Genomic DNA, 26,644 nt, shown 5'->3' with positions numbered 1-26,644 from the left:
CCTCACCTCATTGAAGAAATACTTGCTCCCCAATAAACAGCGTAGCCCCCGTGGCTGCACCTGCCCGGTGCCGCGACAGACGGCCTGGCCTGCGCAATCAGGGTTTCCCTCGATAGAGTGGGGTCATGTATGCTACGGCGCTTCCTGTAACTCCACTTCCCGCAGGGTTTGGGCACGGACGCGCCGCTTTCCGGTGTCGATCAACCTGAACGTTGCACCGAAGAGGATTAGGCCACCCCTATCCAGTTCAAAAGTAGCCATGCACGAACAATATCAGCCCCGTGAAATAGAAAATGCCGCACAAACCTTCTGGGACGAGCAAAAGTCCTTTGAAGTCAGCGAACAGCCAGGCAAGGAGACGTTCTATTGCCTATCGATGTTCCCTTACCCCAGCGGCAAGCTACACATGGGGCACGTGCGTAACTACACCATCGGCGACGTGATTTCCCGCTACCAGCGCATGCTCGGCAAGAACGTTCTGCAACCCATGGGTTGGGACGCTTTCGGCATGCCGGCGGAAAACGCCGCGATGAAAAACAACGTGGCGCCCGCCAAGTGGACCTACGAAAACATCGCCTACATGAAGACCCAGCTGCGCAGCCTGGGCCTGGCGGTGGACTGGTCCCGTGAAGTGACCACCTGCAAGCCGGATTACTACCGCTGGGAACAATGGCTGTTCACGCGCCTGTTCGAAAAAGGCGTGATCTACAAAAAAAGCGGCACCGTGAACTGGGATCCGATTGACCAGACGGTACTGGCCAACGAACAGGTGATCGACGGCCGCGGCTGGCGTTCCGGCGCGCTGATCGAAAAACGCGAAATCCCGATGTACTACTTCAAGATCACCGCCTACGCGGACGAACTCTTGTCGAGCCTCGACGATTTGCCGGGCTGGCCTGAACAGGTCAAGACCATGCAGCGCAACTGGATCGGCAAATCCAAGGGCATGGAAGTGCAGTTCCCGTACAACGTCGACTCGATCGGCGAAGCGGGCGCACTCAAAGTCTTCACCACCCGTCCGGACACCCTGATGGGCGCGACCTATGTCGCCGTGGCCGCCGAACACCCGTTGGCCACCCAGGCCGCACAGAACAACCCTGAGCTGCAGGCGTTCATCGCCGAATGCAAGGGCGGCAGCGTGGCCGAAGCCGACGTCGCCACCCAGGAGAAAAAAGGCCTGCCGACCGGGCTGTTCGTCGAGCACCCGTTGACGGGCGAGAAATTGCCGGTCTGGGTCGCCAACTATGTGCTGATGCATTACGGCGATGGCGCTGTGATGGCAGTCCCGGCTCACGACGAGCGCGATTTCGAATTCGCCACCAAGTACGACCTGCCGATCAAGTCGGTGGTGCGCACCAGCGCGGGCGACACCAGCCCGGCCCCGTGGCAGGACGCCTATGGCGAGCACGGCGAGCTGATCAACTCCGGCGAGTTCGACGGCCTGGACTTCCAGGGCGCTTTCGACGCCATCGAAGTTGCCCTGATCAAGAAAAATCTCGGCGCCTCGCGCACCCAGTTCCGCCTGCGCGACTGGGGCATCAGCCGTCAACGCTACTGGGGCTGCCCGATCCCGATCATCCACTGCGAAAGCTGTGGCGACGTGCCGGTACCAGAAGAGCAACTGCCGGTGGTCCTGCCCGAAGACGTCGTACCGGACGGCGCCGGTTCGCCACTGGCGCGCATGCCCGAGTTCTACGAATGCAGCTGCCCCAAATGCGGCCAGCCTGCCAAGCGTGAAACCGACACCATGGACACCTTCGTGGAGTCCTCGTGGTACTACGCCCGCTACGCCTCGCCGCACTATGAAGGTGGCCTGGTAGAAAAATCCGCAGCCGACCACTGGTTGCCGGTGGACCAGTACATCGGCGGTATCGAACACGCCATCCTGCACCTGCTGTACGCGCGCTTCTTCCACAAGCTGATGCGCGACGAAGGCCTGGTCAGCTCCGACGAGCCGTTCAAGAACCTGCTGACCCAAGGCATGGTCATCGCCGAGACCTACTACCGCCGCGAAGCCAATGGCGCCTACACCTGGTTCAACCCGGCGGACGTCGAGCTCGAGCGTGACAGCAAGGCCAAGGTCATCAGCGCCAAGCTCAAATCCGACGGCCTGCCGGTGGAAATCGGCGGCACCGAGAAGATGGCCAAGTCGAAGAACAACGGCGTCGATCCGCAATCGATGATCGATCAGTTCGGCGCCGACACCTGCCGCCTGTTCATGATGTTCGCCTCGCCGCCCGACATGAGCGCCGAATGGTCCGACTCCGGCGTCGAAGGCTCGCACCGCTTCCTCAAGCGCGTCTGGCGCCTGGCCCATGCCCACGTCAGCCAGGGCTTGCCGGGCAAGCTGGACGTCGCGTCCTTGAATGATGAACAGAAAGCCATTCGTCGCAGCACCCACCTGGCTATCCGCCAGGCCAGCCAGGACGTAGGGCAGAACCACAAGTTCAACACCGCCATCGCCCAAGTGATGACGCTGATGAACGTGCTGGAAAAAGCCCCGCAGGCCACGGAACAGGATCGCGCATTGATCCAGGAAGGCCTGGAAACGGTTACCCTGCTGCTGGCGCCGATCACGCCGCACATCAGCCACGAACTGTGGAGCCGCCTGGGCCACAGCGGTGCCGTCATCGACGCCCGCTGGCCGGTGCAGGATGACAGCGCGCTGGTACAGGACACGCTGCAACTGGTGATCCAGGTCAATGGCAAACTGCGCGGCCAGATCGACATGCCGGCCAGCGCCAGCCGTGAAGAAGTCGAAGCGGCTGCACGCTGCAACGAGAACGTGCTGCGCTTTACCGAAGGCCTGACGATCCGCAAAGTGATCGTAGTGCCTGGAAAACTGGTCAATATCGTCGCCAGCTAAATCGGATCGGGCGCAGGGCTCAAGCCCTGCGCCGAACTAAACCTTCAGGGCCTCGATACGGCCCGCCTGGTTTCAAGGGGAGCAACAACATGATCAAACGCAATCTGCTGGTAATGGGCCTGGCCGTTCTTTTGAGCGCTTGCGGCTTCCAGCTGCGCGGCACCGGCACCAATGAATTGTCGCTCAAGGAACTCGACGTCAGCGCACGTAACGCCTACGGCGAAACCGTGACGCAACTGCGCCAGAGCCTGGAAAACAGCGGCGTGCACGTCTATAGCGGCGCCACCTACAAGCTGAACCTGGTCGATGAGCGCGAAACCCAGCGCAACATCAGCTACGCCAGTGCCGGCCGCGCCTCCGACATCGAGTTGGCCACCACCGTCAGCTTCGAAGTACAGGGCCGCGATAACTTGCCGCTGATGGGCGACAAGATCCAGGTCCAGAAAGTCGTGAGCCACGACGGCAACAACCTGGTGGGTTCGGACTCCGAGATCCTTCAGGCGCGCAAGGAAATGCGTCGTGACCTGGTTCAGCGCATGATGACTCGCCTGCAACTGCTCAACCCGGAAAAACTCGCCGAGTTGCAGCAAATCGCCGACAACAAGGCCAAGGCTGACGCCGATGCCCTGAAGGCGGCGCAAGAGTACGAAGACAACACGCCGAAACAGTCGCCTGTTGAAGTCCCTGTCGAGTAAGCCAAACGGGGCGCTCCTGGCGCCCCGTTCGCCCTGCCTATGAAACTTGCCCCCGCCCAACTCGCCAAACACCTGCAAGGTGGCCTCGCGCCTGTCTATATCGTCAGCGGCGATGATCCACTGCTGTGCCAGGAAGCGGCCGACGCCATTCGCTCGGCGGCGCGCCAGCAAGGTTTCGATGAGCGCCAGGTATTCAGTGCCGACGCCAGTTTCGACTGGGGAACATTGCTGCAAGCCGGCGCGAGCATGTCGTTGTTTGCCGAAAAACGTCTTTTGGAACTGCGCCTGCCTTCGGGCAAGCCGGGCGATAAAGGCGCGGCAGCGTTGATCGAGTATTGCTCGAGACCTGCTGAAGACACGGTGTTGCTGATCAGCCTGCCCAAGCTGGATGGCAGTGCGCAGAAAACCAAATGGGGCAAGGCCCTGGTGGAAGGCCCGCAGACCCAGTTCATTCAGATCTGGCCGGTGGACAGCAGCCAGCTGCCGCAGTGGATTCGCCAACGCCTGTCACAGTCGGGGCTGTCGGCCACGCAAGAGGCCGTCGAGCTGATCGCCGCCAGGGTCGAAGGCAACCTGCTTGCCGCCGCCCAGGAAATCGAAAAGCTCAAGCTGATGGCCGAAGAGGGGCAGATCACTGTCGAAACCGTGCAGGGCGCGGTGGCTGACAGTGCGCGCTTTGATGTATTCGGGCTGGTGGACGCGATCCTCAACGGCGAACCCGCTCACGCCCTGCGCATGCTCGAAGGGCTGCGTGGCGAGGGCGTGGAGCCGCCGGTGATTCTCTGGGCCCTGGCCCGGGAGCTGCGGGTACTGGCCAACATTGCCTTGCAGTACAGCCAGGGCATTCCGCTGGACAAATGCTTCAGCCAGGCCAGGCCGCCGGTGTGGGACAAGCGCAAGCCCCTGATGAGCAAGGCCCTGCAACGGCACTCGGCGCAACGCTGGGCGCAACTGCTGCTCGAAGCACAGCGCATCGACGCACAGATCAAGGGCCAGGCGGCCGGTTCGCCGTGGATGAGCCTGAGCCGTTTGTCGCTGTTGATGGCCGGCCAGCGCCTCACCCTGCCAGCCGAATAACCCTGCTTCCAAAAACACCCTGAATCCAATGTAGGAGCGAGCTTGCTCGCGAAAAACGTCAACGATAACGCGTATTTCCTGAATGAACGCGGCGCCTGTGAGTTTTTCGCGAGCAAGCTCGCTCCTACAGGGGTTGTCGCCGGGCTTTACAGCCGGGCCACTTCGGCAGATGATTTGCTCCGCTCCATTCCACACCCAAGCGAGAGAATCCATCATGAGCAAAAAGCCATCCAAGCATGGCCCGAACAAGGCCAAATCCATCATCGCCCAGCCACTGTTCCGCAGCCGTCAGGAACGCGCCGGCAAGGGCAAAGGCAGCTACCGCCGCGAAGCCTTCCAGTCTAACAGCTGGGAGGCTTCTTACTTTCTGGCTGCCTGAAGGCAAGCGCCCCTCTGGCATGATAAGGTCTGCACTTGATTTGTAACCCCCTGGACCTGTGCATGCCCTCTAGTCTTTCCCGTCGCTGGCACCTTCGCCAGTTGATTGCTGCCTCCAGCCTCATTCTGCTTGTCGCCTGCGCGGAAAAACCCACCGCCGCGGACGCTCAACCCCTGCCCCCGCTCAAGACCGCACCGGCCATCGCGCCTGCCGTCGTGGCGCCGTTGGCAGTGGATAACCTGGACATCCAACCGACCCAGACCTTCGCCGAATGGCAGGCCGGGTTCCGTGCACAGGCCCTGCAAGCCGGGATCAGCGCCGAAGTCTTCGATAACGCCTTCGCCGGCGTCAGCCCGGACATGGCCGTGATTCGCGCCGACCGCAGCCAGCCGGAGTTTTCCCGTCCGGTGTGGGAATACATCGATGGCGCGCTGTCGCCGCTGCGCGTGCGCAACGGCCAGGCGTTGCTGGTCAAGTACGCCGATATCCTGCAGCGCATCGAGGAGCGTTACGGCGTTGATCGCCAGGCACTGGTCTCGGTGTGGGGCATGGAAAGCAACTTCGGCCAGTTCCAGGGCAATAACTCGGTGATCCGCTCCCTCGCGACCCTGGCCTATGAAGGCCGCCGCCCGGCGTTTGCCCAGGCACAACTGCTGGCGGCGCTGCAGATCATCCAGCACGGCGATATCCCGGCCGACCAGATGAAAGGCTCCTGGGCCGGCGCGATGGGCCAGACCCAATTCATCCCCACCACCTACAACACCCACGCGGTGGATTTTGACGGTGACGGTCGCCGCGATATCTGGAACAGCCCGGGTGACGCCCTCGCCTCCACTGCCCATTACCTGCAAAGCTCCGGTTGGCAGAAAGGCCAGCCGTGGGGCGTTGAGGTGCAGCAATTGCCATCGGGCTTCGACTATTCCCTGGCCGATGGTGGCATTCGCAAGACCGTCGCCGAATGGCTGAAACTGGGTATCCAACTGCCGCCCGGCGCGAGCCTGCCGGCCAACGTCGAGCAACTGTCCGCCGCCCTGCTGCTGCCGGCCGGCTACCGTGGCCCGGCGTTCCTGGTGCTGGATAACTTCCGTGCGATCCTGAAATACAACAATTCGTCGTCCTATGCACTGGCTGTTGGCCTGCTGTCCGAGCGTTTTGGTGGCGGTGGGGTGATTCGCGGGAGCTGGCCAAAGGATGAGCTGCCCCTGAGCCGCTCGCAGCGTATCGACCTGCAGACGGCGCTCAGCGCCAAAGGTTATGACGCGGGCAACGCCGACGGGATCATCGGCGCCAACACGCGCAAGGCGATTCGGGCGGCGCAGCAAGCACTGGGCTGGCCGGCGGATGGGTATCCGACGGTGAAGTTGCTGGAGGCGCTGCTGGGCCAATAGATTGGCTTATGGCGACTGGTGCCATCGGGGGCAAGCCCCCTCCCACATTTTGAAATGCATTCCAGGTGTGGGAGGGGGCTTGCCCCCGATAGGGTCTGGCAGGCGACCCCTATTTACAGACTACGTCCTGCTCCAGCACCACCCGCTGCTGCCCCGCATCCAACCGCACCAACGCGCCCATCGGCAGCGTCAGGTTCGGATCGCAATGCCCACTGCGCCAGCCAGCCAGCACCGGAATGCACAGCGGTTCGAAGGTCTGTTTCAACAGCCGCTCCAGCGCCCCGTTATCCACACCCGACACATCCCCCACCAACACCCCCGCAACCTGGTCGAGTTTGCCCGCCAGGCGCAGGTGCGTCAGCAAGCGGTCGATGCGATAGAGCGGCTCGTTGACGTCCTCGATAAACAGGATGATGCCTTCAGCGTCAATTTCATAAGCGGTGCCCATCACCGCCGCGATCATCGACAAGTTACCGCCCAGCAAGCGCCCGCAGGCGATGCCTGGCTCGATCGTGGTCAAGGGGTAGGCCACCGGATGCGTGAGCACACTGCCGGCACCCAACTGGCCACGCAACAGGCTGAACAGCGATGACTCGGTAGGTGGTTGCTTGCCGCCGAGCAGGTCGGCATTGAGCATCGGCCCGTGGAAAGTGACGAAGCCGGCGTAGCGGTTGATCGCCAGGTGCAAGGCGGTGATGTCGCTGTAGCCGACGAAGGGCTTGGGGTTGGCGCGCAGCAGGTCGAAGTCCAGCGCGTCGAGCAGACGTGGCGTACCGTAGCCGCCGCGCAGGCAGAAGATGGCATCGATTTCGGGGTCGGCGAAGGCGGCGTGAAGGTCGCGCAGGCGCACTTGATCGCTGCCGGCCAGGTAGCCGTCGCGTTCATACACACCGGGGAAAATCCGCAGTTCATAGCCACGGGTGCGCATCCATTGCCCGGCTTTTTCGACGTCCAGCGCGGCTGGGCCGGCGGGGGCGATCAGGCCGATGGTGCCTTCGAGGCGCAATGCAGGTACGGCGGTAGTCATGCACAATTCTCCCTGATATGACGCATAACGAAATGTGGGAGGGGGCTTGCCCCCGATGGCGGCGTGACAGCCAATACTCAAGGGACTGACACACCGCAATCGGGGGCAAGCCCCCTCCCACATTGGATCTGCGGTGGCGGGCAGATCTCTATTAGCAACTCTTTATTACGAAACTCTTTATCAGGATACCAGGCTCGCCTTGACCAGCTTGGCCTGTTCATCGGCGTGGTACGAAGACCGTACCAGCGGGCCCGATGCGACGTTCTTGAAGCCCATCTTGTAACCTTCCTCGGCGAACCAGGCGAAGGTGTCCGGGTGCACGAAGCGCTGCACCGGCAAGTGGCTGCGGGACGGTTGCAGGTATTGGCCCAGGGTCAGCATGTCGATGTCATGCTCACGCATGCGCTTCATGACTTCGATGACTTCTTCGTCGGTTTCGCCCAGGCCCAGCATAAGGCCGGACTTGGTCGGGATGTGCGGCATCATTTGCTTGAATTTCTGCAGCAGGGTCAGCGACCACTGGTAATCCGACCCCGGACGCGCGGCCTTGTACAGGCGCGGCACGGTTTCCAGGTTGTGGTTGAACACATCCGGCGGCTCGGCGGCGGTGATTTCCAGCGCCACGTCCATGCGCCCACGGTAGTCGGGCACCAGGGTTTCGAGCATTACGTTGGGGGACAGTTTGCGGATTTCACGAATGCAGTCGGCAAAGTGCTGGGCACCGCCGTCACGCAAGTCGTCACGGTCGACCGAGGTGATCACTACGTATTTGAGTTTCAGGTCGGCGATGGCAATGGCCAGGCTTTGCGGCTCGTTGACGTCCAGCGGCTTCGGCCGGCCGTGGCCCACGTCGCAGAACGGGCAACGACGGGTGCAGATGTCGCCCATGATCATGAAGGTGGCGGTGCCGCCGGAGAAGCACTCACCCAGGTTCGGGCAGGACGCTTCTTCGCACACGCTGTGCAGCTTGTGTTTGCGCAGCAGCGCCTTGATACGGTCGACTTCCGGCGAGACCGGGATACGCACGCGAATCCAGTCAGGCTTTTTCGGCAGTTCGGTGGTCGGAATGATCTTCACCGGGATGCGTGCAACCTTCTCGGCGCCGCGCAGCTTGACGCCGGCTTCCACCTTGGCACGTGGGGCCGGGGCTGGACGCTCGGTGATGTCCAGCGTCGGGATCATGGTTTGCACAACATCAGTAGTCATATCAATCGATTCCGCCCGTCAGGGTCGTCTGCTCAGCATAGTCGAGGTGTTTGACGAGCTGCGCGCGCAGCCGGGCACTTACCTCGGCAAATTCTATGGGTGTTGCATGGTCGCTCAACTGGGTCATCGCAAGACCCGCATAACCGCACGGGTTGATCCGCTGGAACGGGGCCAGGTCCATGTCCACATTCAGGGCCAGGCCATGAAAGGAACAACCGTGCCGAATGCGCAGCCCGAGGGAAGCGATTTTCGCGCCCTCCACATACACACCCGGTGCATCGGGCTTGGCCGCGGCGGTCACGCCGTAACTGGCCAGCAGCTCGATCAGGCAAGCCTCCATGCGGCTGACCAGATCACGCACGCCAAAGCCCAGCTTGCGCACATCCAGCAACAGATACGCGACCAGTTGGCCAGGCCCATGGTAAGTCACTTGCCCCCCTCGGTCGACCTGCACCACCGCAATATCACCCGGCAGCAGCAGATGCTCGGCCTTGCCGGCCTGGCCCTGGGTGAATACCGGCGGGTGCTCGACCAGCCAGACTTCATCCGGTGCCGAGGTGCCGCGCTCGTTGGTGAAGCGCTGCATGGCATGCCAGACGGGCTCGTAGTCCATCCGGCCGAGCTCGCGAAAGCCCAGGACGTGCGACATCACAGCACCATGTGCACGAAGCCGGTGGCCCGCAGTTCGCTGTTGATGTTGTAGAGCTGGTCCTGATCCGTCGCAACGATGTGCAACTGGATCGTCGTGTATTTACCCGTGGAGCTGGAACGCTCGTCCACGCGGTTGTCGTTGATGGTCGCGTGTTTGCGCACAATCTCGAGAATCGTGTCTTTGCGACCTACGCCGGTATCGCTGATCACCTTGATGGGGTAATCCGTCACCGGGAATTCGATCTTTGGCGCCTTTACTTCTTTATCGGTCATGGCAGAACGGCCTCGTAAGCGGTAAGCCGTGGCGACGGCAAAGCCCCGCGTCGGATCAACGCGGGGCTTTGCAGGTGCACACAATCAGTTGAACAAGCCGTAGAAGAATAGACGGATGCTATCCCACACGCGGCGGAAGATACCACCTTCGTCGACGGCGTCCAGTGCGATCAGGTCGGCGCTGTGCACCACCTTGTCTTCGAGCTTGACTTCAACCTTGCCGATCACATCACCCTTGGCGATTGGCGCAACCAGTTGCGGGTTCAGGGTCATGCTGGCGGCGAGCTTTTTCAGCTGGCCTTTAGGCATGGTCAGGGTCAGGTCATCGGCCAGGCCGGCCTTGACCTGGGAGGTCGCGCCCTTCCAGACCGGCGCGGTCGCAAGCTCGGTGCCCTTCTGGTAGAAGGTCTGGGTTTCGAAGAAGCGGAAGCCGTAGGTCAGCAGCTTTTGCGTCTCGGCCGCACGGGCCTGCTCGCTGTTGGTGCCGAAGACCACGGCGATCAGGCGCTGGCCATCACGTACGGCGGACGACACCATGCAGTAGCCGGCTTCGTCGGTGTGGCCGGTTTTCAGGCCGTCGACGGTCTTGTCGCGCCACAGCAACAGGTTGCGGTTAGGCTGCTTGATGTTGTTCCAGAAGAATTCCTTCTGGGAGTAGATGGCGTAGTGCACCGGGTCGACACGGATGATCGCGCGGGCCAGGATCGCCATGTCGTGAGCCGACGAATAATGCTCCGGGTTCGGCAGGCCGGTCGGGTTCATGAAGTGGCTGTTGGTCATGCCCAGGTCGCCGGCCGTCTTGTTCATCATGTCGGCGAACGCATCTTCGCTGCCGGCGATGTGTTCGGCCAGGGCCACGCTGGCGTCGTTACCGGACTGGATGATGATGCCGTGCAGCAGGTCGCTGACCGTGACTTGCGAGCCGACTTTGATGAACATCCGCGAACCACCGGTACGCCAGGCGTTTTCGCTGACGGTTACCGGATCGTTCTCGCCGATCTGGCCGCGACGGATTTCCAGGGTCGCGATGTAGGCGGTCATCAGTTTGGTCAGGCTGGCAGGCGGCAGGCGCACGTCACCACCGCTTTCGACCAGCACGTTGCCACTGGCGGCATCCATGAGGACCCAGGCCTTGGCGGCCAGTTGCGGGGAAGCCGGCACCATCTCAACCGCCCAGGCGGCCGGGGTGATGATCAGCGAGATAAGCAGGCACGTACGTTTGGCTAAGGTGGTGATGTTCATCCGTCTCTCGAAATTGCTTATGGAAACTTGCCCTCGCGGGCAAAACTATTCAGACAGCCCGCTTCCAGACTGTCACGTGTTCGGTTGCCCGCTCACCCCTTGCCCCTGGGTTTTATTGTTCAACGAGCCAACAACCAGGGCCCGGGCACGCGCACGCACCTGGACCGTCAATCCTGTATTGCCTTATTCCGCAGTCACTACGCTGGGCTGCCCCAGGTTAGCCAGGCGTACGCTGTTCTGCACTTGCGCAACCTCGCTCGGCGAGCCGATCGGCCCCATACGCACTCGGTGCAGGGTCTGCTGGTTACGCACGATGGAGCTGATGAACACTGGCGCGCTGACCATGCCGCTGAGCTTGGACCTTAACAGTTCTGCCGCATCCGGGTTGGCGAAAGCGCCCACCTGCAGGTACTGCCCGCCCACCTTGGAGGCGCCGGGCGCCGCATGGGGCACGACCACCGTATCCGGAGCATGCTGCGCCGGCGGCGGTGTCCATTGTTCGATCTTGCCGGTCGACGCCGTCACTTGCGGTTGTGGGGTTTGCGGCTCGTTGAGCATCAACGGCGCCGGCTTGCCACGCTGGGCCCAGTACTGCGCCGGGTCGATGCCTTCGACTTTCACCCGCGCGGTACCGATTTCGGCGTAACCGAGTTTCTTCGCAGCAGCATAGGAGAGGTCGATGATCCGGTCCGAATAGAACGGCCCACGGTCGTTGACCCGCAGAATCACGGTGCGGTTGTTGTCCAGGTTGGTCACGCGCACGTAGCTGGGCAGCGGCAGGGTCTTGTGCGCCGCACTCATGCCGTACAGGTCATACACTTCGCCGTTGGCGGTGTTCTGGCCGTGGAACTTGGTGCCGTACCAGGACGCCGTGCCCGACTGCACGTAGGTCTTGGATTCCTGCAGCGGGAAGTAATTCTTGCCCAGCACGGTATAGGGGTTGGCCTTGTAGGGGCCGGAGTGCAGGGTTGGCGTGGCATCCGGGATCTTGGACACATCCACGTCCCACCACGGCGCGCCGTCCTTGTGCGCACGGTTGATGTCCAGGCCCGGCTGGGCGCGAACCACCGCACCGCCGGCCTTCTTGGCCGGCGCTCGATTCGGTGTCGTGGAGCAACTGGCGATCAGCAGGGACAACGCGGCGAACGCCACCAGCTTGAGCGGTTTTTTGAACGGCGATACCCGCATTACTTGTTGCCCCGTGCTTGAACCAGCTCGTCTGACAGCTGATGCACGGCCATGGCGTACATCACACTGCGGTTATAACGCGTGATTGCGTAGAAATTCTTCAGGCCCATCCAGTATTCCGGGCCATTTTCACCTTCAAGGCGGAACGCCGTCACCGGCATATCATCGCGTGGCGCATTCTGACTCGACCAGCCCAGCGCTCGCAACTCCCCGACGGTCTTCACCGGGTCGATTCCCTGGGTCAGGCCTTCATCGGCACGCTCGCCCGTCACATCGGCGCGCACAACCACCGGTTCTCCGCCGACCCAGCCGTGGCGCTTGAAGTAGCTGGCCACGCTGCCGATGGCATCGTCGGGGTTGCTCCAGATATTGATATGCCCGTCGCCGTCGAAATCCACCGCGTAGGCGCGAAAGCTGCTCGGCATGAACTGCGGCAAGCCCATCGCCCCGGCGTACGAGCCCTTGAGGGTCATCGGGTCGACCTGTTCTTCGCGGGCCAGCAACAGGAATTCGCGCAGCTCCTTGCGGAAGAACTCGGCACGCGGCGGGTAATCGAAGCCCAGGGTCGACAACGCGTCGATCACCCGGTAACTGCCGGTGTTGCGCCCGTAAAAGGTTTCAATGCCGATGATCGCGACGATGACCTGGGCCGGCACGCCATATTCCTGCTCGGCGCGCGCCAGTACCGCCTCGTGCTGGCGCCAGAAGTCCACGCCCCGGGCCACACGGGCGTCGGTGAGGAACATCGGACGATATTCCTTCCACTGCTTGACCCGCTCGGCGGGGCGCGAGATGGCGTCGAGGATCGCCTGCTTTTTGCGCGCTTCGCGGAACACGCCCATCAGCTGTTCACCGGCGAAACCGTAGTCGCGGGTCATCTCACCGACGAATTCGGCGACCTGGGGTGAGCCATCGTAGTCACCGGCCTGCACCTCCTGCGTTGCGCCCAGCAGCCCGATCAGGCCCATCCAGGACGCATGCCGAGTGGCCCAGCCGCGCATTACTTGCATTGACATCTTCACCTTATTCAAACCTGAGCGATCCATTTGCGATGCGTATGAATCGACATCAAAACCCCAAACGCTGACAGCAATGTCACCAGCGAAGTTCCGCCGTAGCTAATGAATGGCAACGGCACCCCAACCACCGGCAACAGGCCACTGACCATACCGATGTTGACGAAAACGTAAACAAAAAACGTCATGGTCAGACTGCCGGCCAGCAACTTGCCGAACAGCGTCTGCGCCTGCGCGGTAATCACCAGCCCGCGCCCGATCAACAGCAAATAGATCAGCAGTAGCGCGCAGATGCCTACCAGGCCGAACTCTTCGCCCATCACCGCGATAATGAAGTCGGTGTGGCTTTCGGGCAAAAAGTCCAGGTGCGATTGGGTCCCCAGCAGCCAGCCCTTGCCGAACACGCCGCCGGAACCGATGGCGGCCTTTGACTGGATGATGTTCCAGCCGGTACCCAGCGGGTCGCTTTCGGGGTCGAGGAACGTCAGGATCCGCTGCTTCTGGTAGTCGTGCATAAAGAAGAACCACATGGCCACCGCCACCGGCACGGCAGCGGCCAGCACGCTGAGAATCCAGCGCCAGCGCAGGCCGCCCATGAACAGTACGAACGCGCCCCCCGCCAGGATCAGCAACGAGGTGCCGAGGTCCGGCTGGCGCACGATCAGAATGAACGGCACGCCGATCAGGATCAGGCTGATCCCCACATGCTTGAGCTGGGGCGGCAAGGTGCGCTTGGACAGGTACCAGGCGATGGTGGCCGGCATCAGGATCTTCATGAATTCCGACGGCTGGAAGCGAATCACCCCCGGGATGTTGATCCAGCGGGTCGCGCCCATGGCGTTGTGCCCCATCACGTCCACCACCACCAGCAGCAACACCCCGGCGACATAGCCCAGCGGCACCCAGCGCGCCATGAACCGCGGCTCGAGCTGGGCGATCACCACCATCGACAACAGGCCCAGGCCGAACGACGACGCTTGCTTGATCAGCAGGTCCCAGTTCTTGCCGCTGGCCGAATACAGCACAAACAGGCTGCCGGCCGCCAGTATCAGCAGCAGCACCAGCAACGGGCCGTCAATGTGCATGCGTTGCAGCAACGTCGCACGGCGACGCATCACATCCTCACTGGAGAGGATGCGGTCAAAATTACTCTTCACGGGCCGTAACCTCGGGGCTGGAAGGGGGGCCGCCATATTCGGGCTTGAGCTTGCCGTCGGGGGCCAGCAGCCAGGCGTCCATGATCTGGCGCACCACAGGCGCAGCCACACCGGAACCGGACTCGCCGTTCTCCACCATCACCGCCACCACGATTTTCGGGTCATCGGCAGGGGCAAAGCCGACAAACAAGGCGTGGTCGCGGTGGCGCTCCTGCACCTTGGAGCGGTCATATTTTTCACCCTGCTTGATCGCGACTACCTGGGCGGTACCGCTCTTGCCGGCGATGCGGTATTGCGCGCCGAGCGCCGCCTTGCGTGCGGTGCCGCGAGCGCCGTGCATCACCTGCTGCATGCCATGATTGACCTTGGCCCAGTCGGAAGGGTCGCGCAGCACGATGTCGGGGATCGGGTTCTCATCCACCGGTTTCTCGCCCTCGATGGTCCTGGCCAGGTGCGGCCGGTTCCACACGCCCTTGTTCGCCACCAGCGCAGTTGCCTGGGCCAGTTGCAGCGGGGTGGCCTGCATGTAGCCCTGGCCGATGCCGAGGATCAGGGTTTCGCCGGGGAACCACGCCTGGCGACGCGTCGCCCGCTTCCATTCGCGCGAGGGCATCAGGCCGGGAGACTCTTCGAACATGTCCAGGGAGACCTTCTGGCCGAGGCCGAACTTGCCCATGTAGGCCGCCAGGCGATCAATCCCCAGCTTGTGGGCCAGGTCATAAAAATAGGTGTCGTTGGAACGCATGATGGCGGTGTCCAGGTCGACATAGCCGTCACCGGAGCGGTTCCAGTTACGGTATTTGTGATCGTAGTTGGGCAGCATGTAATAGCCGGGGTCATAGACCCGGCTCGAGGCGGTGACCACCCCCGAATCCAGACCGGCAATCGCCACCGCCGGCTTGATGGTCGACCCCGGCGGATACAGGCCGCGCAGCACCCGGTTGAACAGCGGCCGGTCGATGGAGTCGCGCAATTCGGCGTAGGCCTTGAAGCTGATGCCGGTCACGAACAGGTTGGGGTCGAAACTCGGCTGGCTGACCATGGCCAGGACTTCGCCGGTCTTCGGGTCCAGCGCCACCACCGCACCGCGACGACCGCCCAGCGCCATTTCGGCGGCTTCCTGCAACTTGATGTCCAGGCTCAGCACGATGTCCTTGCCCGGCAAGGGGTCGGTGCGCTTGAGTACGCGCAGCACGCGGCCACGGGCGTTGGTCTCGACTTCTTCGTAACCCACCTGACCGTGCAGTTCGGGCTCGTAGAAACGCTCGATGCCGGTTTTGCCGATGTGATGGGTGCCGCTGTAATTGACCGGATCGAGGCTTTTGAGCTCTTTCTCGTTGATGCGCCCCATATAGCCGACCGAGTGGGCAAAGTGCGGCCCCTGCGGGTAATGCCGCACCAACTGCGCCACCACTTCCACGCCCGGCAGGCGGAACTGGTTCACCGCGATCCGCGCGATCTGTTCTTCGTTCAACTCGAACAGAATCGGCACCGGCTCGAAAGGCCGGCGTCCCTGCTTCATGCGTTTCTCGAAAATGACCCGGTCTTCCGGCGTCAGCTGCAGCACTTCAACAATCACATCGAGCACCTGCTGCCAGTCGCCGGAACGCTCGCGGGTCATGCTCAGGCTGAAACTGGGCCGGTTATCCGCCACTACCACGCCATTGCGGTCGAAAATCAGCCCACGGGTCGGCGGGATCGGCTGCACATGCACCCGATTGTTTTCCGACAAGGTGGAGTGATACTCGTACTGGATCACCTGCAGGTAATACAGACGGGCGATCAGCACACCAATCAATGCCACCACCATGATCGCGCCAAACACCACGCGCGCGCGTACAAGACGTGCGTCCTTCTCGTGGTCCTTGATGCGGATCGGCTGGGTCATCGGCTATGGCGCAGATTATTTGTGATAAGGGTGCCCGGACAGAACTGTCCAGGCGCGATACAGCTGTTCACCGATCAGAATCCTTACCAACGGGTGCGGCAGCGTGAGCGCCGACAGCGACCAGCGCTGATCGGCCCGCGCACAGACTTCCGGCGCCAGCCCTTCGGGGCCGCCGACCATGAAGTTGACGGTGCGCGAGTCCAGGCGCCAGCGGTCCAGTTCCACCGCCAACTGCTCGGTGCTCCAGGGCTTGCCGTGCACTTCGAGGGTGACGATGCGCTCGTTGGGGCCGACCTTGGCCAACATGGCTTCGCCTTCCTGACGGATAAAGCGCGCCACGTCGGCGTTCTTGCCCCGGGTATTGAGCGGTATTCCCACCAGTTCAAGCGACAGCTCGGCAGGCAGACGCTTGGCGTACTCGTGCCAGCCCTCTTCCACCCACTTGGGCATGCGTGAACCGACAGCGATCAGACGCAGGCGCACAGCCGTTCCTTATTCCTGGTCTTTGTTGAGCTTGTCGAAGTGCGCGTGGCCCACTTCCGGGCTGTGGTGCTTGCCATCCGCCGCACGGCTCTGCTCGGCGCCTTTCCACAGACGCTCCAGGTCGTAGAACTGGCGGGCGTTGCTGGTCATCATGTGAACGATCACGTCGTCCATGTCCAGCAGTACCCAGTCGCTGTCGCCCTTGCCTTCTTCACCCAGCGGCTTTACGCCCTGGGCTTTGACGGCTTCACGAACCTTGTCCAGCATCGCGCCGATCTGGCGGTTGGAGGTACCGGTGGCGATGATCATGAAGTCGGTGATGCTCTGCTTGTCGCGTACGTCCAGCACCTGGATGTCCTGGGCTTTGACGTCTTCCAGGGCCGCCACGGCGACTTTTACCAGCTCTTCACCGGCCAGTTCCGGGCCAACGTGGGCTTCTACCGGCAGCGGTGCGCTTTTGAAGGTGCCTTTGCGCTTAACTTTGCTTACGTCTTTGTTCGTCATATAAAACTCGTTTTGCTCGTATGTTCGGGCGCTCGCTGCACGATTTTTCGTGCATTCAAGCGCGCCTTTTCAGTTCGACGCACGGTAAAGCCCGTGCGCATCGATGTAGGCCAGGACCGCGTCAGGCACCAGGAAACGTACCGACTTACCGCTGGCCAGCAGTTGACGGATCTGGGTGGCGGACACCGCAAGCGGGGTCTGCCAGACGAATGCAATATTCCCGTTCGGCCCGGTCAGGGCCAAGGGGTCACTTACCGACCGCGCGGCCAGCAGGTTGCGCAAGGCATCCGGCGGTTCGCTGTCGGCATCCGGGCGTTGCAGAACCAGGATGTGGCAATGCTGGAGGAGTTCCTCCCAGCGGTGCCAAGAGGGCAGGCCGCAAAATGCGTCCCAGCCCAAAAGCAGAAACACCTGGTCATCGGCGGCCAACTCGGCGCGCATCAGTTCCAGGGTGTCGACAGTGTAGGACGGTTTATCGCGCTTGAGCTCGCGATCGTCCATCACCAGCGGTGCTATGCCCTCCACCGCAACGCGCACCATTTCCAGGCGCTGCTGCGCGGACACCTGCGGCGTATCGCGGTGAGGCGGCCGGAAATTGGGCATCAGGCGCACCTCGTCCAACGCCAGGGCATCCGCGACTTCCAGGGCACTGCGCAAATGGCCGATGTGCACGGGGTCGAAAGTACCGCCGAGCAGCCCGATGCGTTTAGCCATCAAGTGCGCACATGACCGTCGCCGAACACCACGTACTTCTCGCTGGTCAGGCCTTCCAGGCCGACCGGGCCGCGTGCGTGGAGCTTGTCGGTGGAAATGCCGATTTCCGCCCCCAGGCCGTACTCGAAACCATCGGCAAAGCGCGTCGAGGCATTGATCATCACCGAAGCGGAATCCACTTCAGTGAGGAAACGCCGGGCATCGCTGAAATGCTCGGAGACGATGGCGTCGGTGTGCTTGGAGCCGTAGGTGTTGATGTGTTCGATGGCCTGGTCCAGGTCGTCGACAATGCGGATCGACAGGATCGGCGCGGTGTATTCGGTGTACCAGTCCTGCTCGGTGGCCTCGATCACGTCCGCGCCCAGCAGCGCACGGGTACGCTCGCAACCGCGCAATTCCACAGCCTTGTCGCGGTAGATGGCCGCCAGCGGCGGCAGCACGCGCTCGGCAATGCCGGCGTGCACCAACAGGGTTTCCATGGTGTTGCACGGCGCGTAGCGATGGGTCTTGGCGTTGTCGGCGATGCGGATCGCCTTGTCGAGGTCGGCGGCGATGTCGATGTATACGTGGCACACGCCGTCCAGGTGCTTGATCACCGGCACCTTGGCATCGCGGCTGACGCGCTCGATCAGGCCCTTGCCACCGCGTGGCACGATCACGTCGACGAATTCCGGCATGGTGATCAGCGCGCCAACGGCGGCGCGGTCGGTGGTTTCCACCACTTGCACCACTTCGGCGGGCAACTCGGCCACGGCCAGGCCTTGCTGGATGCAGGCCGCGATGGCGCGGTTGGAATGGATCGCCTCGGAACCGCCACGCAGGATGGTGGCGTTGCCTGACTTCAGGCACAGGCTCGCGGCGTCGATGGTCACGTTCGGACGCGACTCGTAGATGATGCCGATCACGCCCAGGGGCACGCGCATCTTGCCGACCTGGATGCCGGACGGCAGGTAACGCATATCGCGAATTTCACCGATGGGGTCAGGCAACTTGGCCACCTGACGCAAGCCTTCGATCATGTCGTCGATACGCGCCGGGGTCAGTGCCAGGCGGTCCAGCAGGGCCGGCTCCAGGCCATTGGCGCGGCCGTTGGCCAGGTCCTGTTCGTTGGCGGCGGCCAACTCGGAGCGCGCAGCATCCAGAGCATCGGCGGCGGCCAGCAGGGCACGGTTCTTCTGCGCGGTGCTCGCACGGGCGATCAACCGCGAGGCCTGACGGGCAGCGCGACCCAGGCGGGTCATGTAGTCAAGAACGGACTCAGTCATGGGTCAGGAAGTCTTGGCAAAGAGGAAAGCGGCAGATTATAGCTGTGACGCCGCCTGACTGACAGCGGTGAGGGGCGGATGGTCGAAATGAACTGTAAAAACCTGGGGTTCAGCGGTAATTAAGGTGAGAGTTGTTATGATTCCGTCACATTTAGCCGTAATAACCCTGAACGTTATGTCCACCATCACGCCCGAACGCCCCGCCAGCGCCCTCCCCGACAGCTTCTTCGACCGCGACGCCCAGCTGCTCGCGCAAGAATTGCTCGGCAAAGTCATTCGTCATCGTGTCGGCCAAATCTGGCTTTCAGCGCGGATTATTGAAACCGAAGCCTATTACGTGGCCGAAAAAGGCAGTCACGCCTCACTCGGTTACACAGAAAAACGTAAGGCTTTGTTTCTGGATGGTGGGCATATCTACATGTACTACGCCCGTGGCGGTGATTCGCTGAACTTCAGCGCCCATGGCCCGGGCAATGCCGTGCTGATCAAATCGGCCTATCCCTGGGTCGATGAGAGGTCCGGGCCGGCGAGCCTGGCGCACATGCTGTTGAACAACCCCAACCCCGACGGCAGCCCGCGTCCTTCGCAGAAACTCTGTGCGGGCCAGACGCTGCTGTGCAAGGCGCTCGGCCTGAAAGTACCGATGTGGGATGCCAAGCGCTTCGATCAGGAACGGTTGTATGTCGAGGACGTGGGCCAGGTGCCCACGCAGATTATCCAGACCACACGGCTGGGCATTCCCAGTGGGCGCGATGAGCACTTGATGTACCGCTTCGTCGATGCTGGCTATGCGCCTTATTGCACACGGAACCCGCTGCGGCGCGGGCAGGTCGAAGGCCGCGATTATTTTTTGATTGGATGATGCTTGCAGCACAGCGGCTCCCACCGTTGATCATCAGCGTTTGAGCATATGCATTACAGAGATGGAGTGGATTGTATGGGCCAATGGCTCGATAGCATCACCGGCTGGCTGACCCTTAACCCACAATGGCTGGCAGTGGCGGTGTTTATCGTCGCGTGCGTGGAATGCCTGGCCATCGCCGGGCTGATCGTGCCGGGCACGGTGCTGCTGTTTGCGATTGCCGCGCTGGCCGGCAGCGGCGCGTTGTCGTTGAGTGAGACCCTGTTGCTGGGCTTCCTCGGCGGCTTACTGGGCGACGGGGTGTCCTACTACCTGGGCCGGCATTTCCACCAGAACATCCGGCGCCTGCCCGGCCTGCGCCATCATCCCGAGTGGATGAACGGTGCGGAAACCTACTTCCATAAGTACGGCATCGCCAGCCTGCTGGTAGGGCGTTTCATTGGCCCGTTGCGGCCCATGCTGCCGATGGTCGCCGGCATGTGCGACATGCCGTTCCCGCGCTTCGCGATCGTCAGCGTTATCGCGGCGGCAGGCTGGTCAGTGGCGTATCTGTTGCCGGGCTGGGCTGCCGGTGCGGCGTTCCGCTTGCCCCTGCCCGAAGGTTTCTGGCCGGAAGCGGCGATTGTCGCGGCCTGCCTGGCGGCACTGCTGGGGCTGAGCTTGAACAGCAGCCTGCGCGGCCATCGTCGCGCCACCCTGTGGATCGGCTGCGCCAGCCTGACGTTGCTGGTCGCACTGTTTATCGGCTACCCGCATCTCAACGATTTCGACCACGGCCTGAGCGCACTGGTGCAGGAACATCGCAGCCCGTGGCTCGACGAGGTGATGGTACGGATCACCCAGCTGGGCGAATTCAAGAAAATGTTCGTCGCCAGCGCGGTGTTTACCGGCCTGTTGTTGCTGGCGCGACAGTGGCGTCATGCCATCTTCGTCGGCGCCACGCTGGCGGGCGCCGCCGTGATCAATACTGGCACCAAGCTCTTCTTCGCCCGTGGCCGCCCGGAAATCCTCACCGACCCGCTCACCAGTTTCAGCATGCCCAGCGGCCATGCCTCCGGCGCGTTTGCGTTCTTCCTGGCCCTGGCGGTACTGGCCGGCCGAGGCCAACCCACGCGACTGCGCCTGACCTGGCTGCTGCTGGGCTGCATACCTGCGGCGTTCATAGCGTTGTCGCGGGTGTACCTGGGCGCTCACTGGCCCACGGATATCCTGGCCGGCACGCTCCTGGCGATGAGCGTGTGCGCATTGAGCCTCACCCTCATTCAATACCGCAGCCCGTTGCCGCCGATGACGCAAAAAGCCTGGTGGCTGGTATTGCCGGTGATCGTGGCGGTGCTCGGCTTTATCGCGTTTACCGGCACGTCCCACGCGTTGCTCAGGTACGCCTACTGACCCTTGGCCGGGCCGATCCAGTCCACCGACGCGCTGCGCCGTTCAACACAGCGCTCGCGTCGCTCCAACAGCATTTCATCGGCAAGGTCGGCGGCGCGCTCGGCGATGTATTGCGCGCCGCGCGCGGGATCGTGCTGGAGTAACTGGGTGGTGACGCTGACGAAATACGCGTCCCAGGCCACTTGTTCCGAGGGTGTCAGCTGAATCATGGTGATCTCCGATCATTGGGGTGTGATCGGAAAATAGTGCAGTCCACGTCCCTGAAAACGACGAAACAAAGTCTGATACCCGCGTCAGAGCATTCCGAATCTCAGGGGAACAATTCACCCTGCAATTCATCCAGCAACATCTGGATCGCATCCAGCCGCTGTTGCGGATCGTCGAGTTGCAGCAGGTCGACTTTATCCGCCTCGGTGAACGGCAGCAGATACGCCAGCTGATGACTCAGGGCCTGCTGACCCTCGGCATGGGCGTCCATATCCAGCGACGCGACCATCGGGTGCTCGGCCAACGCCTGCAGCAGCGCCAGCAGGTCGGCGTCCTCTTCTTCCAGCGGCTGGTCCGGCAGTTCCTCCAGCCATTGCACCTGGGCCACCAGCAACTGGTCCTTCTGGACCTCGGCATCGCGCACGCGAAAACGCCGCCCGCCCTCGACGCGAATCCCCAGCAGGCCATTGTCCTGTTGTTTAAAGTCGCGGATCAGCGCTTCACAGCCGATCAGCGCATAGCCATCCGGGGCCAGGCCGACTTCCTTGCCATCGAGGATGCACACCACACCGAAGCTTTCGCCCTTTTTCATGCAGCGACTGATCATGTCCAAGTAACGCGCCTCGAACAGTTGCAAATCGAGGGTGCACCCAGGGAACAGCACGGTGTTGAGGGGAAACAGCGCCAGACTCATAAAGGCTTCCTTAAACCCGGTTTAAACGATCACGGACACGGCCAGCGGCAGGAACACTGCCGTGGCCACGCCCATCAAACTCATGGCCAGCGCCGCAAAGGCGCCGCATTCTTCGCTTTCCTGCAGAGCCACCGAGGTGCCGACCGCGTGGGCGGTCATGCCCAGGGCCATGCCGCGCGCCTCGGGGCTGTAGACACCCAGGCGCGACAGGAACGCCGGGCCGATCATCGCGCCGGCCACCCCGGTGATCAGCACGAACACCGCAGCCAATGCCGCCACCCCGCCGATCTGCTCGGCCACCAACATCGCAATCGGCGACGTCACCGACTTGGGCGCCATGGTCATCAGCACCCTGTGCTCGGCACCGAACCACCAGCCCAACCACACGCACAGGCCGGTGGCCAACACGCCGCCTATCACCAGCGTAGTAAAAATCGGCCAGAACAATTGGCGAATCCGTCGCAGGTTCAAATAAAGCGGCACCGCCAGGGCCACCGTCGCCGGCCCCAGCAGAATGCCCATGATCTCGGTGCTCTTGCGGTATTCGGTGTAGTCCAGGCCGCAGATCAGCAACACGCCAATCACCAGCAACATGGAGACCAGCACCGGCTGCAGGAAGATCCAGCGGGTTTTCTCGAAAGCCGCCAACACCAGTTGATAAGCGCCCAGGGTAATGCCGATGCCGAACAAGGGGTGATGAATGACGGCCGTCCAGGCGCCCTGCCAGTCGAACATCATTGTTCCTTCTCCTTGCGCCGGACCAACCGTTCCATCAGCACGCCGACAACCGCCATCGCGATGACCAGCGACAGCAGCAGCGCGCCGACGATAGCCCAGAAGTCGGCAACGATGTCCCTGGCATACACCATCACGCCCACGGCCGGCGGCACCAGCAGCAACGGCAAATAGCGCAGCAGGCTGCCGGCCGCCAGGCTCAGCGGCTCGCTGACTTCGCCGCGCCAGATCAGGAAGCCGAGCATCAGCAGCAGGCCGATGATCGGCCCCGGCAATACCGGCAACAGCAGATGGTTGAGCGCAGTGCCGATCAATTGAAACAGCACCAGCCAGGTCAGGCCACGTAACAACATCCTCTCTGCCCCCTCAAAGTTCGTGCGCATTATAAGCACGCCCGCCCTATGCTCCGGCATTCGCCAAAAGCATGTTGGGTTGACCGCGTCGATTGCCCATGATGATCTACATTGGTTCTCTGTATCCCATAAAAAACCCCTCGTCAGCGGGGATAAAAATGATGAACCCAGGAGAAACGCAATGCCCTATGTACCCGTAGCGCAGCTCAACGATTATGTCGGCAAGGAACTGGGACGTTCCGAATGGCTCACCATCGACCAGGCGCGCATCAACCTGTTCGCAGAGGCCACCGGCGATCATCAGTTTATCCACGTCGACCCGGCCAAGGCCGCGCAAACCCCGTTCGGCAGCACCATCGCCCATGGGTTCCTGTCGCTGTCGCTGATGCCCAAGCTGATGGAGGACATCCTGATCATGCCCGAGGGCCTGAAGATGGCCATCAACTACGGCCTGGACAGTGTGCGCTTCATACAGCCGGTGAAGGTCGACTCCAGGGTTCGCCTGAATGTCACCCTCACCGACGTCCATGAGAAAAAACCTGGCCAATGGCTATTTAAGGCCACCGCCACCCTGGAAATCGAAGGTCAGGAAAAACCGGCTTACATCGCTGAGTCATTGTCACTCTGCTTCGTGTAGGACGTTGCCTGTGGCGAGGCAACAAACCTTGCCACAGTGTATGTAAATTTATGTATGAAACGCGCAGCTGCGGCATACTCGGCGCTCAATTATCCGGATGCCGCTATGCGCCCACTCGCTCCCCTTGCCCTTGCCCTGTTGCTCACCGCTTGCGGAGATGGCGAATCGCTGTTGCCGCCCGATGCGCGCCTGCCCGATGGCGGCCGCTACCGGGGCGATGTGGTCGACGGCTTGCTGCAAGGCCAGGGGCGCGTCGACTACCCCAACGGCAGTTGGTACGCCGGCGAGTTCCATAAAGGCCAGTGGCATGGTCAGGGCGAATGGCATGGCAGCAACGGCGAAGTCTACAAAGGTCAATTCAAGCAAGGCCTGTTCGATGGCCAGGGCAGCCTGACCACGGCGGGCAGCAGTTACGTGGGCGGGTTCAAGAACGGTCGACGCAACGGCGAAGGCACCCTCAAAGAGGGGCAGATGACCTATCGCGGCGAATTCAAGGACGACCAGTATTCCGGCCTCGGGCGCCTGGAGCTGGCCGACGGCAGCCAATACCAGGGCCAATTCGCCCACGGCAAACCCAATGGCGAAGGCCAGCGCAACGACGACAGCGGCAATCAGTTCAGCGGCCACTTCGTCGATGGCCAGCTGGAAGGCAACGGCACGTTCAACAGCGCGGATGGCGATATCTACGTCGGCCAGTTCCAACAGAACCAGCTCAACGGCAAGGGACGCTATGAAAACGCCGACGGCGACGTCTGGATCGGCCAGTTCAAGGAAGGCGCCCTGAGCGGCAAAGGCGAACTGATCGGCGTCGATGGCAGCCATTACGTCGGCCAGTTCAGCGACTGGCGCTTCAGCGGCGAAGGTCGCTTGAACCTTACCGATGGCAGCTTCTATATCGGCGGCTTTGACAGCGACAGCTACCAGGGTCGCGGCACGCTGGTGCTGACCGACGGTACGGTACAGGCCGGCACCTGGGTCAACGGCATGCGCGTGCGCGACGCCGAGGGCAAGCTGCTGCCAGACCCACTGGAAATCGGCGTCCTGGCCCAGGGCCAACTGCTGGCCGAAGCCCTCGCCGCCGTCCCTGCGTCCACGCCCGCCGTCGAGCTGTACACCCTGGCATTGGCCGGCGACGGCAAGCAAAGCGTGTTCCTGCGCGAAGCCGATTACGTCAGCAACATGCTCGCCACCCGCTTCGGTGCCCATGGGCAGATTCGCCTGGTCAACCACCGCGACCATATCGCCGACCGGCCCATGGCCACCCGCGAGAACCTGCGCCGGGCCGTGCAAACCCTGGCCGAGCGCAGCGGGCCGGAAGACCTGGTGTTCATCTACATGACCAGCCACGGCACCCACGAACACGAACTGGTGCTCGACCAGCCGCGCATGGAACTGGCCGACCTGCCGGCCGATGAGCTGGCGGCGGTGCTCGCGCCATTGAAAAACCGCGACAAGATCATCGTGATTTCCGCCTGCTACTCCGGCGGCTTCATCCCGGCATTGAAAGATGAGCGCACGCTGATCATGACCGCCTCACGCGCGGATCGCGTGTCGTTCGGCTGCTCGGAAGAAGCGGACTTTACCTACTTCGGTGATGCCCTTTTCGCACAGGCTTTCAACCAAACGGACGATTTGCAACAGGCCTTCAAACTGGCACAACTGCACGTGGCCGAACGCGAACAGGCGGACAATTTCGAAGCCTCCGAACCGCAGATCTGGGCCCCCAAGGGCGTGATCGCCCACTGGCAACTATTACGTAAACAGCAGGCACGAAAGGCGCTGGAAAGCGTCTCAATGAATAGCAAGGAAGCCAAAGGCAACTAAGCTGTAACGTGTAACAAGGGGGAAACACCATGTACCTGACACCGCAGCATATCTTACTGGCCGGTGCTTCCGGCCTCACCGGCGAACACTTGCTGGACCGCCTGCTCAACGAACCCACCGTCACCCGCGTCCTGGCACCCAGCCGTAAACCACTGGCTGAACACCCACGCCTGGAAAACCCGGTAGGCGACCCTGCAGTGTTCCTGCCTCAACTGAGCGGCCGGGTGGATATCGCCTTCTGCTGTTTGGGTACCACGATCAAGAAGGCCGGTTCCGAAGCGGCGTTTCGTGCGGTCGACCTGGATATGGTGGTGGCCTTCGCCAAGCGCGCTCGGGAACTGGGCGCACGGCACCTGATCGTGATCAGCGCGATTGGCGCCGACCCGAAATCCTCGGTGTTCTACAACCGGGTCAAAGGCGAAATGGAACAGGCATTGCGAGCCCAGGATTGGCCGCAACTGACCATCGCGCGGCCATCGTTGTTGTTGGGCGAACGACTCGAACCGCGCCTGGCCGAACAACTGGCCGGGCCGTTGTCTCGGTTGATTCCGGGCAAGTACCACGGTATCGAAGTGTGCGAACTGGCCCGCGCGCTGTGGCGCCTGGCGCTGGAAGAGCAGGATGGCGTGCGGGTCGTAGAGTCGGACGAGCTGCGCAAGCTCGGCAAATAGATAACGGCAAACACTGAACCCCATGTGGGAGGGGGCTTGCCCCCGATAGCGGAGTGTCAGTCGCTGAAGATATTGACTGGACTACCGCCATCGGGGCATAGGCATCTACACAACTCAGCAGCGCCAAACGGTAACCACGATGCGAAGCGAGTCGCCCTTGATCTGGCTTTTGATCTTGATCTCAGGCGCCCCGTTAAACCACGCTGGCCGAACGCAGGCTTGAATCCGTGGGTAACCCGGCAGGACGCCG

27 protein-coding genes are annotated in these 26,644 nt (G+C 62.2%); 10 read left to right on the top strand and 17 right to left on the bottom strand.

Features of this window, described 5'->3' with window-relative positions; all coding sequences use genetic code 11:
• Positions 1 to 259 precede the first annotated feature (259 nt).
• The 5 genes from leuS to BFP93_RS23910 all read left to right on the top strand — a co-directional run bounded on the left by leuS (position 260) and on the right by BFP93_RS23910 (position 6,405).
• The gene (gene leuS / locus BFP93_RS23930; RefSeq protein WP_065895176.1) at positions 260 to 2,866 is read left to right on the top strand and encodes a leucine--tRNA ligase; all 2,607 of its coding nucleotides are present in this window, start codon (positions 260 to 262) and stop codon (positions 2,864 to 2,866) included.
• Between the two features lie 89 nt (positions 2,867 to 2,955).
• Entirely contained in the window at positions 2,956 to 3,561 is a 606-nt protein-coding gene (gene lptE / locus BFP93_RS23925; protein WP_065886849.1) for an LPS-assembly lipoprotein LptE, read from the top strand.
• Between the two features lie 39 nt (positions 3,562 to 3,600).
• Positions 3,601 to 4,638 carry a DNA polymerase III subunit delta gene (holA, locus tag BFP93_RS23920; RefSeq protein WP_065895175.1) on the top strand — a complete coding sequence of 346 codons (1,038 nt, stop codon included), beginning with the start codon at positions 3,601 to 3,603 and terminating at the stop codon, positions 4,636 to 4,638.
• 214 nt (positions 4,639 to 4,852) lie between these two features.
• Positions 4,853 to 5,017 carry an alternative ribosome rescue factor ArfA gene (gene arfA, locus BFP93_RS23915; protein ID WP_003176285.1) on the top strand — a complete coding sequence of 55 codons (165 nt, stop codon included), beginning with the start codon at positions 4,853 to 4,855 and terminating at the stop codon, positions 5,015 to 5,017.
• Between the two features lie 62 nt (positions 5,018 to 5,079).
• Positions 5,080 to 6,405, top strand: coding sequence for a lytic murein transglycosylase (locus BFP93_RS23910; RefSeq protein ID WP_065895174.1), 1,326 nt, complete (start codon positions 5,080 to 5,082; stop codon positions 6,403 to 6,405).
• A gap of 109 nt (positions 6,406 to 6,514) precedes the next feature.
• Here the strand turns inward: BFP93_RS23910 and BFP93_RS23905 are convergent, their stop codons facing one another.
• From BFP93_RS23905 to BFP93_RS23845, 13 genes are all read right to left on the bottom strand, one after another.
• The gene (locus BFP93_RS23905; RefSeq protein ID WP_065895173.1) at positions 6,515 to 7,432 is read right to left on the bottom strand and encodes a S66 peptidase family protein; all 918 of its coding nucleotides are present in this window, start codon (positions 7,430 to 7,432) and stop codon (positions 6,515 to 6,517) included.
• A 180-nt stretch (positions 7,433 to 7,612) separates the two neighbouring features.
• Positions 7,613 to 8,614, bottom strand: coding sequence for a lipoyl synthase (gene lipA / locus BFP93_RS23900; RefSeq protein ID WP_162276339.1), 1,002 nt, complete (start codon positions 8,612 to 8,614; stop codon positions 7,613 to 7,615).
• Between the two features lie 25 nt (positions 8,615 to 8,639).
• Positions 8,640 to 9,287, bottom strand: coding sequence for a lipoyl(octanoyl) transferase LipB (lipB, locus tag BFP93_RS23895; protein WP_065895171.1), 648 nt, complete (start codon positions 9,285 to 9,287; stop codon positions 8,640 to 8,642).
• Positions 9,287 to 9,562, bottom strand: coding sequence for a DUF493 domain-containing protein (locus BFP93_RS23890; RefSeq protein ID WP_065886843.1), 276 nt, complete (start codon positions 9,560 to 9,562; stop codon positions 9,287 to 9,289). The genes lipB and BFP93_RS23890 overlap by 1 nt, the downstream gene beginning before the upstream one ends.
• Before the next feature lie 84 nt (positions 9,563 to 9,646).
• Positions 9,647 to 10,804, bottom strand: a complete 1,158-nt coding sequence (locus BFP93_RS23885) for a D-alanyl-D-alanine carboxypeptidase family protein (protein WP_065895170.1) — start codon at positions 10,802 to 10,804, stop codon at positions 9,647 to 9,649.
• 183 nt (positions 10,805 to 10,987) lie between these two features.
• A complete protein-coding gene (locus BFP93_RS23880) occupies positions 10,988 to 11,992 on the bottom strand; it encodes a septal ring lytic transglycosylase RlpA family protein (protein ID WP_065895169.1) in 1,005 nt (334 codons plus the stop codon).
• On the bottom strand, positions 11,992 to 13,002 hold the full coding sequence (gene mltB, locus BFP93_RS23875) for a lytic murein transglycosylase B (protein WP_065895168.1): 1,011 nt from the start codon (positions 13,000 to 13,002) through the stop codon (positions 11,992 to 11,994). The genes BFP93_RS23880 and mltB overlap by 1 nt, the downstream gene beginning before the upstream one ends.
• A gap of 17 nt (positions 13,003 to 13,019) precedes the next feature.
• Positions 13,020 to 14,123, bottom strand: a complete 1,104-nt coding sequence (gene rodA / locus BFP93_RS23870) for a rod shape-determining protein RodA (RefSeq protein WP_057724897.1) — start codon at positions 14,121 to 14,123, stop codon at positions 13,020 to 13,022.
• A gap of 31 nt (positions 14,124 to 14,154) precedes the next feature.
• Positions 14,155 to 16,053: a penicillin-binding protein 2 gene (gene mrdA / locus BFP93_RS23865; protein WP_065886839.1), complete on the bottom strand. Its 1,899-nt coding sequence runs from the start codon at positions 16,051 to 16,053 to the stop codon at positions 14,155 to 14,157.
• A gap of 15 nt (positions 16,054 to 16,068) precedes the next feature.
• Entirely contained in the window at positions 16,069 to 16,536 is a 468-nt protein-coding gene (rlmH, locus tag BFP93_RS23860) for a 23S rRNA (pseudouridine(1915)-N(3))-methyltransferase RlmH (protein ID WP_065895167.1), read from the bottom strand.
• 9 nt (positions 16,537 to 16,545) lie between these two features.
• On the bottom strand, positions 16,546 to 17,040 hold the full coding sequence (rsfS, locus tag BFP93_RS23855) for a ribosome silencing factor (protein WP_003176298.1): 495 nt from the start codon (positions 17,038 to 17,040) through the stop codon (positions 16,546 to 16,548).
• A 69-nt stretch (positions 17,041 to 17,109) separates the two neighbouring features.
• The gene (gene nadD / locus BFP93_RS23850; protein ID WP_065886838.1) at positions 17,110 to 17,754 is read right to left on the bottom strand and encodes a nicotinate-nucleotide adenylyltransferase; all 645 of its coding nucleotides are present in this window, start codon (positions 17,752 to 17,754) and stop codon (positions 17,110 to 17,112) included.
• Entirely contained in the window at positions 17,754 to 19,019 is a 1,266-nt protein-coding gene (locus tag BFP93_RS23845) for a glutamate-5-semialdehyde dehydrogenase (RefSeq protein WP_065895166.1), read from the bottom strand. Before BFP93_RS23845 ends, nadD begins: the two co-directional genes overlap by 1 nt.
• Before the next feature lie 175 nt (positions 19,020 to 19,194).
• On the opposite strand from BFP93_RS23845, the gene BFP93_RS23840 reads away from it, so the two are divergent.
• Both BFP93_RS23840 and BFP93_RS23835 read left to right on the top strand, forming a co-directional pair.
• Positions 19,195 to 19,881: a DNA-3-methyladenine glycosylase gene (locus BFP93_RS23840; RefSeq protein WP_065895165.1), complete on the top strand. Its 687-nt coding sequence runs from the start codon at positions 19,195 to 19,197 to the stop codon at positions 19,879 to 19,881.
• 75 nt (positions 19,882 to 19,956) lie between these two features.
• Entirely contained in the window at positions 19,957 to 21,273 is a 1,317-nt protein-coding gene (locus BFP93_RS23835) for a bifunctional DedA family/phosphatase PAP2 family protein (protein ID WP_065895164.1), read from the top strand.
• Here the strand turns inward: BFP93_RS23835 and BFP93_RS23830 are convergent.
• The 4 genes from BFP93_RS23830 to BFP93_RS23815 form a co-directional block, all read right to left on the bottom strand.
• Complete coding sequence (locus tag BFP93_RS23830; RefSeq protein ID WP_065895163.1) at positions 21,267 to 21,482, bottom strand: hypothetical protein; 216 nt, start codon at positions 21,480 to 21,482, stop codon at positions 21,267 to 21,269. The genes BFP93_RS23835 and BFP93_RS23830 overlap by 7 nt on opposite strands.
• Before the next feature lie 101 nt (positions 21,483 to 21,583).
• Positions 21,584 to 22,174 (bottom strand): LON peptidase substrate-binding domain-containing protein, encoded by a 591-nt coding sequence (locus BFP93_RS23825; RefSeq protein ID WP_065886833.1) that lies wholly within the window; start codon positions 22,172 to 22,174, stop codon positions 21,584 to 21,586.
• Between the two features lie 21 nt (positions 22,175 to 22,195).
• The gene (locus BFP93_RS23820) at positions 22,196 to 22,912 is read right to left on the bottom strand and encodes an LrgB family protein (RefSeq protein WP_065895162.1); all 717 of its coding nucleotides are present in this window, start codon (positions 22,910 to 22,912) and stop codon (positions 22,196 to 22,198) included.
• Entirely contained in the window at positions 22,909 to 23,262 is a 354-nt protein-coding gene (locus tag BFP93_RS23815; protein ID WP_065895161.1) for a CidA/LrgA family protein, read from the bottom strand. Before BFP93_RS23815 ends, BFP93_RS23820 begins: the two co-directional genes overlap by 4 nt.
• Before the next feature lie 181 nt (positions 23,263 to 23,443).
• On the opposite strand from BFP93_RS23815, the gene BFP93_RS23810 reads away from it, so the two are divergent.
• The 3 genes from BFP93_RS23810 (at position 23,444) to BFP93_RS23800 (ending at position 26,394) form a co-directional block, all read left to right on the top strand.
• Positions 23,444 to 23,899, top strand: a complete 456-nt coding sequence (locus BFP93_RS23810; protein ID WP_065886830.1) for a MaoC family dehydratase — start codon at positions 23,444 to 23,446, stop codon at positions 23,897 to 23,899.
• Positions 23,900 to 24,004: 105 nt separating this feature from the next.
• On the top strand, positions 24,005 to 25,723 hold the full coding sequence (locus tag BFP93_RS23805; protein ID WP_065895160.1) for a C13 family peptidase: 1,719 nt from the start codon (positions 24,005 to 24,007) through the stop codon (positions 25,721 to 25,723).
• 29 nt (positions 25,724 to 25,752) lie between these two features.
• Positions 25,753 to 26,394 (top strand): oxidoreductase, encoded by a 642-nt coding sequence (locus BFP93_RS23800; RefSeq protein WP_065886828.1) that lies wholly within the window; start codon positions 25,753 to 25,755, stop codon positions 26,392 to 26,394.
• Positions 26,395 to 26,644: the final 250 nt, after the last annotated feature.

It is taken from the genome of Pseudomonas sp. 44 R 15 (assembly GCF_900004965.1).
Classification (GTDB): domain Bacteria; phylum Pseudomonadota; class Gammaproteobacteria; order Pseudomonadales; family Pseudomonadaceae; genus Aquipseudomonas; species Aquipseudomonas orientalis_A.
The sequence above is the reverse complement of the archived record's forward strand: the minus strand, read 5'-3'. Positions and strand labels throughout refer to the sequence as shown.

What these genes read in the sequence shown, in the direction of transcription:
- leuS (WP_065895176.1), top strand. Translation starts at nt 260, where the DNA reads ATGCACGAACAATATCAGCCCCGTGAAATAGAAAATGCCGCACAAACC.
- lptE (WP_065886849.1), top strand. Translation starts at nt 2,956, where the DNA reads ATGATCAAACGCAATCTGCTGGTAATGGGCCTGGCCGTTCTTTTGAGC.
- holA (WP_065895175.1), top strand. Translation starts at nt 3,601, where the DNA reads ATGAAACTTGCCCCCGCCCAACTCGCCAAACACCTGCAAGGTGGCCTC.
- arfA (WP_003176285.1), top strand. Translation starts at nt 4,853, where the DNA reads ATGAGCAAAAAGCCATCCAAGCATGGCCCGAACAAGGCCAAATCCATC.
- BFP93_RS23910 (WP_065895174.1), top strand. Translation starts at nt 5,080, where the DNA reads ATGCCCTCTAGTCTTTCCCGTCGCTGGCACCTTCGCCAGTTGATTGCT.
- BFP93_RS23905 (WP_065895173.1), bottom strand. Translation starts at nt 7,432, where the DNA reads ATGACTACCGCCGTACCTGCATTGCGCCTCGAAGGCACCATCGGCCTG.
- lipA (WP_162276339.1), bottom strand. Translation starts at nt 8,614, where the DNA reads ATGATCCCGACGCTGGACATCACCGAGCGTCCAGCCCCGGCCCCACGT.
- lipB (WP_065895171.1), bottom strand. Translation starts at nt 9,287, where the DNA reads ATGTCGCACGTCCTGGGCTTTCGCGAGCTCGGCCGGATGGACTACGAG.
- BFP93_RS23890 (WP_065886843.1), bottom strand. Translation starts at nt 9,562, where the DNA reads ATGACCGATAAAGAAGTAAAGGCGCCAAAGATCGAATTCCCGGTGACG.
- BFP93_RS23885 (WP_065895170.1), bottom strand. Translation starts at nt 10,804, where the DNA reads ATGAACATCACCACCTTAGCCAAACGTACGTGCCTGCTTATCTCGCTG.
- BFP93_RS23880 (WP_065895169.1), bottom strand. Translation starts at nt 11,992, where the DNA reads ATGCGGGTATCGCCGTTCAAAAAACCGCTCAAGCTGGTGGCGTTCGCC.
- mltB (WP_065895168.1), bottom strand. Translation starts at nt 13,002, where the DNA reads ATGCAAGTAATGCGCGGCTGGGCCACTCGGCATGCGTCCTGGATGGGC.
- rodA (WP_057724897.1), bottom strand. Translation starts at nt 14,123, where the DNA reads ATGCGTCGCCGTGCGACGTTGCTGCAACGCATGCACATTGACGGCCCG.
- mrdA (WP_065886839.1), bottom strand. Translation starts at nt 16,053, where the DNA reads ATGACCCAGCCGATCCGCATCAAGGACCACGAGAAGGACGCACGTCTT.
- rsfS (WP_003176298.1), bottom strand. Translation starts at nt 17,040, where the DNA reads ATGACGAACAAAGACGTAAGCAAAGTTAAGCGCAAAGGCACCTTCAAA.
- nadD (WP_065886838.1), bottom strand. Translation starts at nt 17,754, where the DNA reads ATGGCTAAACGCATCGGGCTGCTCGGCGGTACTTTCGACCCCGTGCAC.
- BFP93_RS23845 (WP_065895166.1), bottom strand. Translation starts at nt 19,019, where the DNA reads ATGACTGAGTCCGTTCTTGACTACATGACCCGCCTGGGTCGCGCTGCC.
- BFP93_RS23840 (WP_065895165.1), top strand. Translation starts at nt 19,195, where the DNA reads ATGTCCACCATCACGCCCGAACGCCCCGCCAGCGCCCTCCCCGACAGC.
- BFP93_RS23835 (WP_065895164.1), top strand. Translation starts at nt 19,957, where the DNA reads ATGGGCCAATGGCTCGATAGCATCACCGGCTGGCTGACCCTTAACCCA.
- BFP93_RS23830 (WP_065895163.1), bottom strand. Translation starts at nt 21,482, where the DNA reads ATGATTCAGCTGACACCCTCGGAACAAGTGGCCTGGGACGCGTATTTC.
- BFP93_RS23825 (WP_065886833.1), bottom strand. Translation starts at nt 22,174, where the DNA reads ATGAGTCTGGCGCTGTTTCCCCTCAACACCGTGCTGTTCCCTGGGTGC.
- BFP93_RS23820 (WP_065895162.1), bottom strand. Translation starts at nt 22,912, where the DNA reads ATGATGTTCGACTGGCAGGGCGCCTGGACGGCCGTCATTCATCACCCC.
- BFP93_RS23815 (WP_065895161.1), bottom strand. Translation starts at nt 23,262, where the DNA reads ATGTTGTTACGTGGCCTGACCTGGCTGGTGCTGTTTCAATTGATCGGC.
- BFP93_RS23810 (WP_065886830.1), top strand. Translation starts at nt 23,444, where the DNA reads ATGCCCTATGTACCCGTAGCGCAGCTCAACGATTATGTCGGCAAGGAA.
- BFP93_RS23805 (WP_065895160.1), top strand. Translation starts at nt 24,005, where the DNA reads ATGCGCCCACTCGCTCCCCTTGCCCTTGCCCTGTTGCTCACCGCTTGC.
- BFP93_RS23800 (WP_065886828.1), top strand. Translation starts at nt 25,753, where the DNA reads ATGTACCTGACACCGCAGCATATCTTACTGGCCGGTGCTTCCGGCCTC.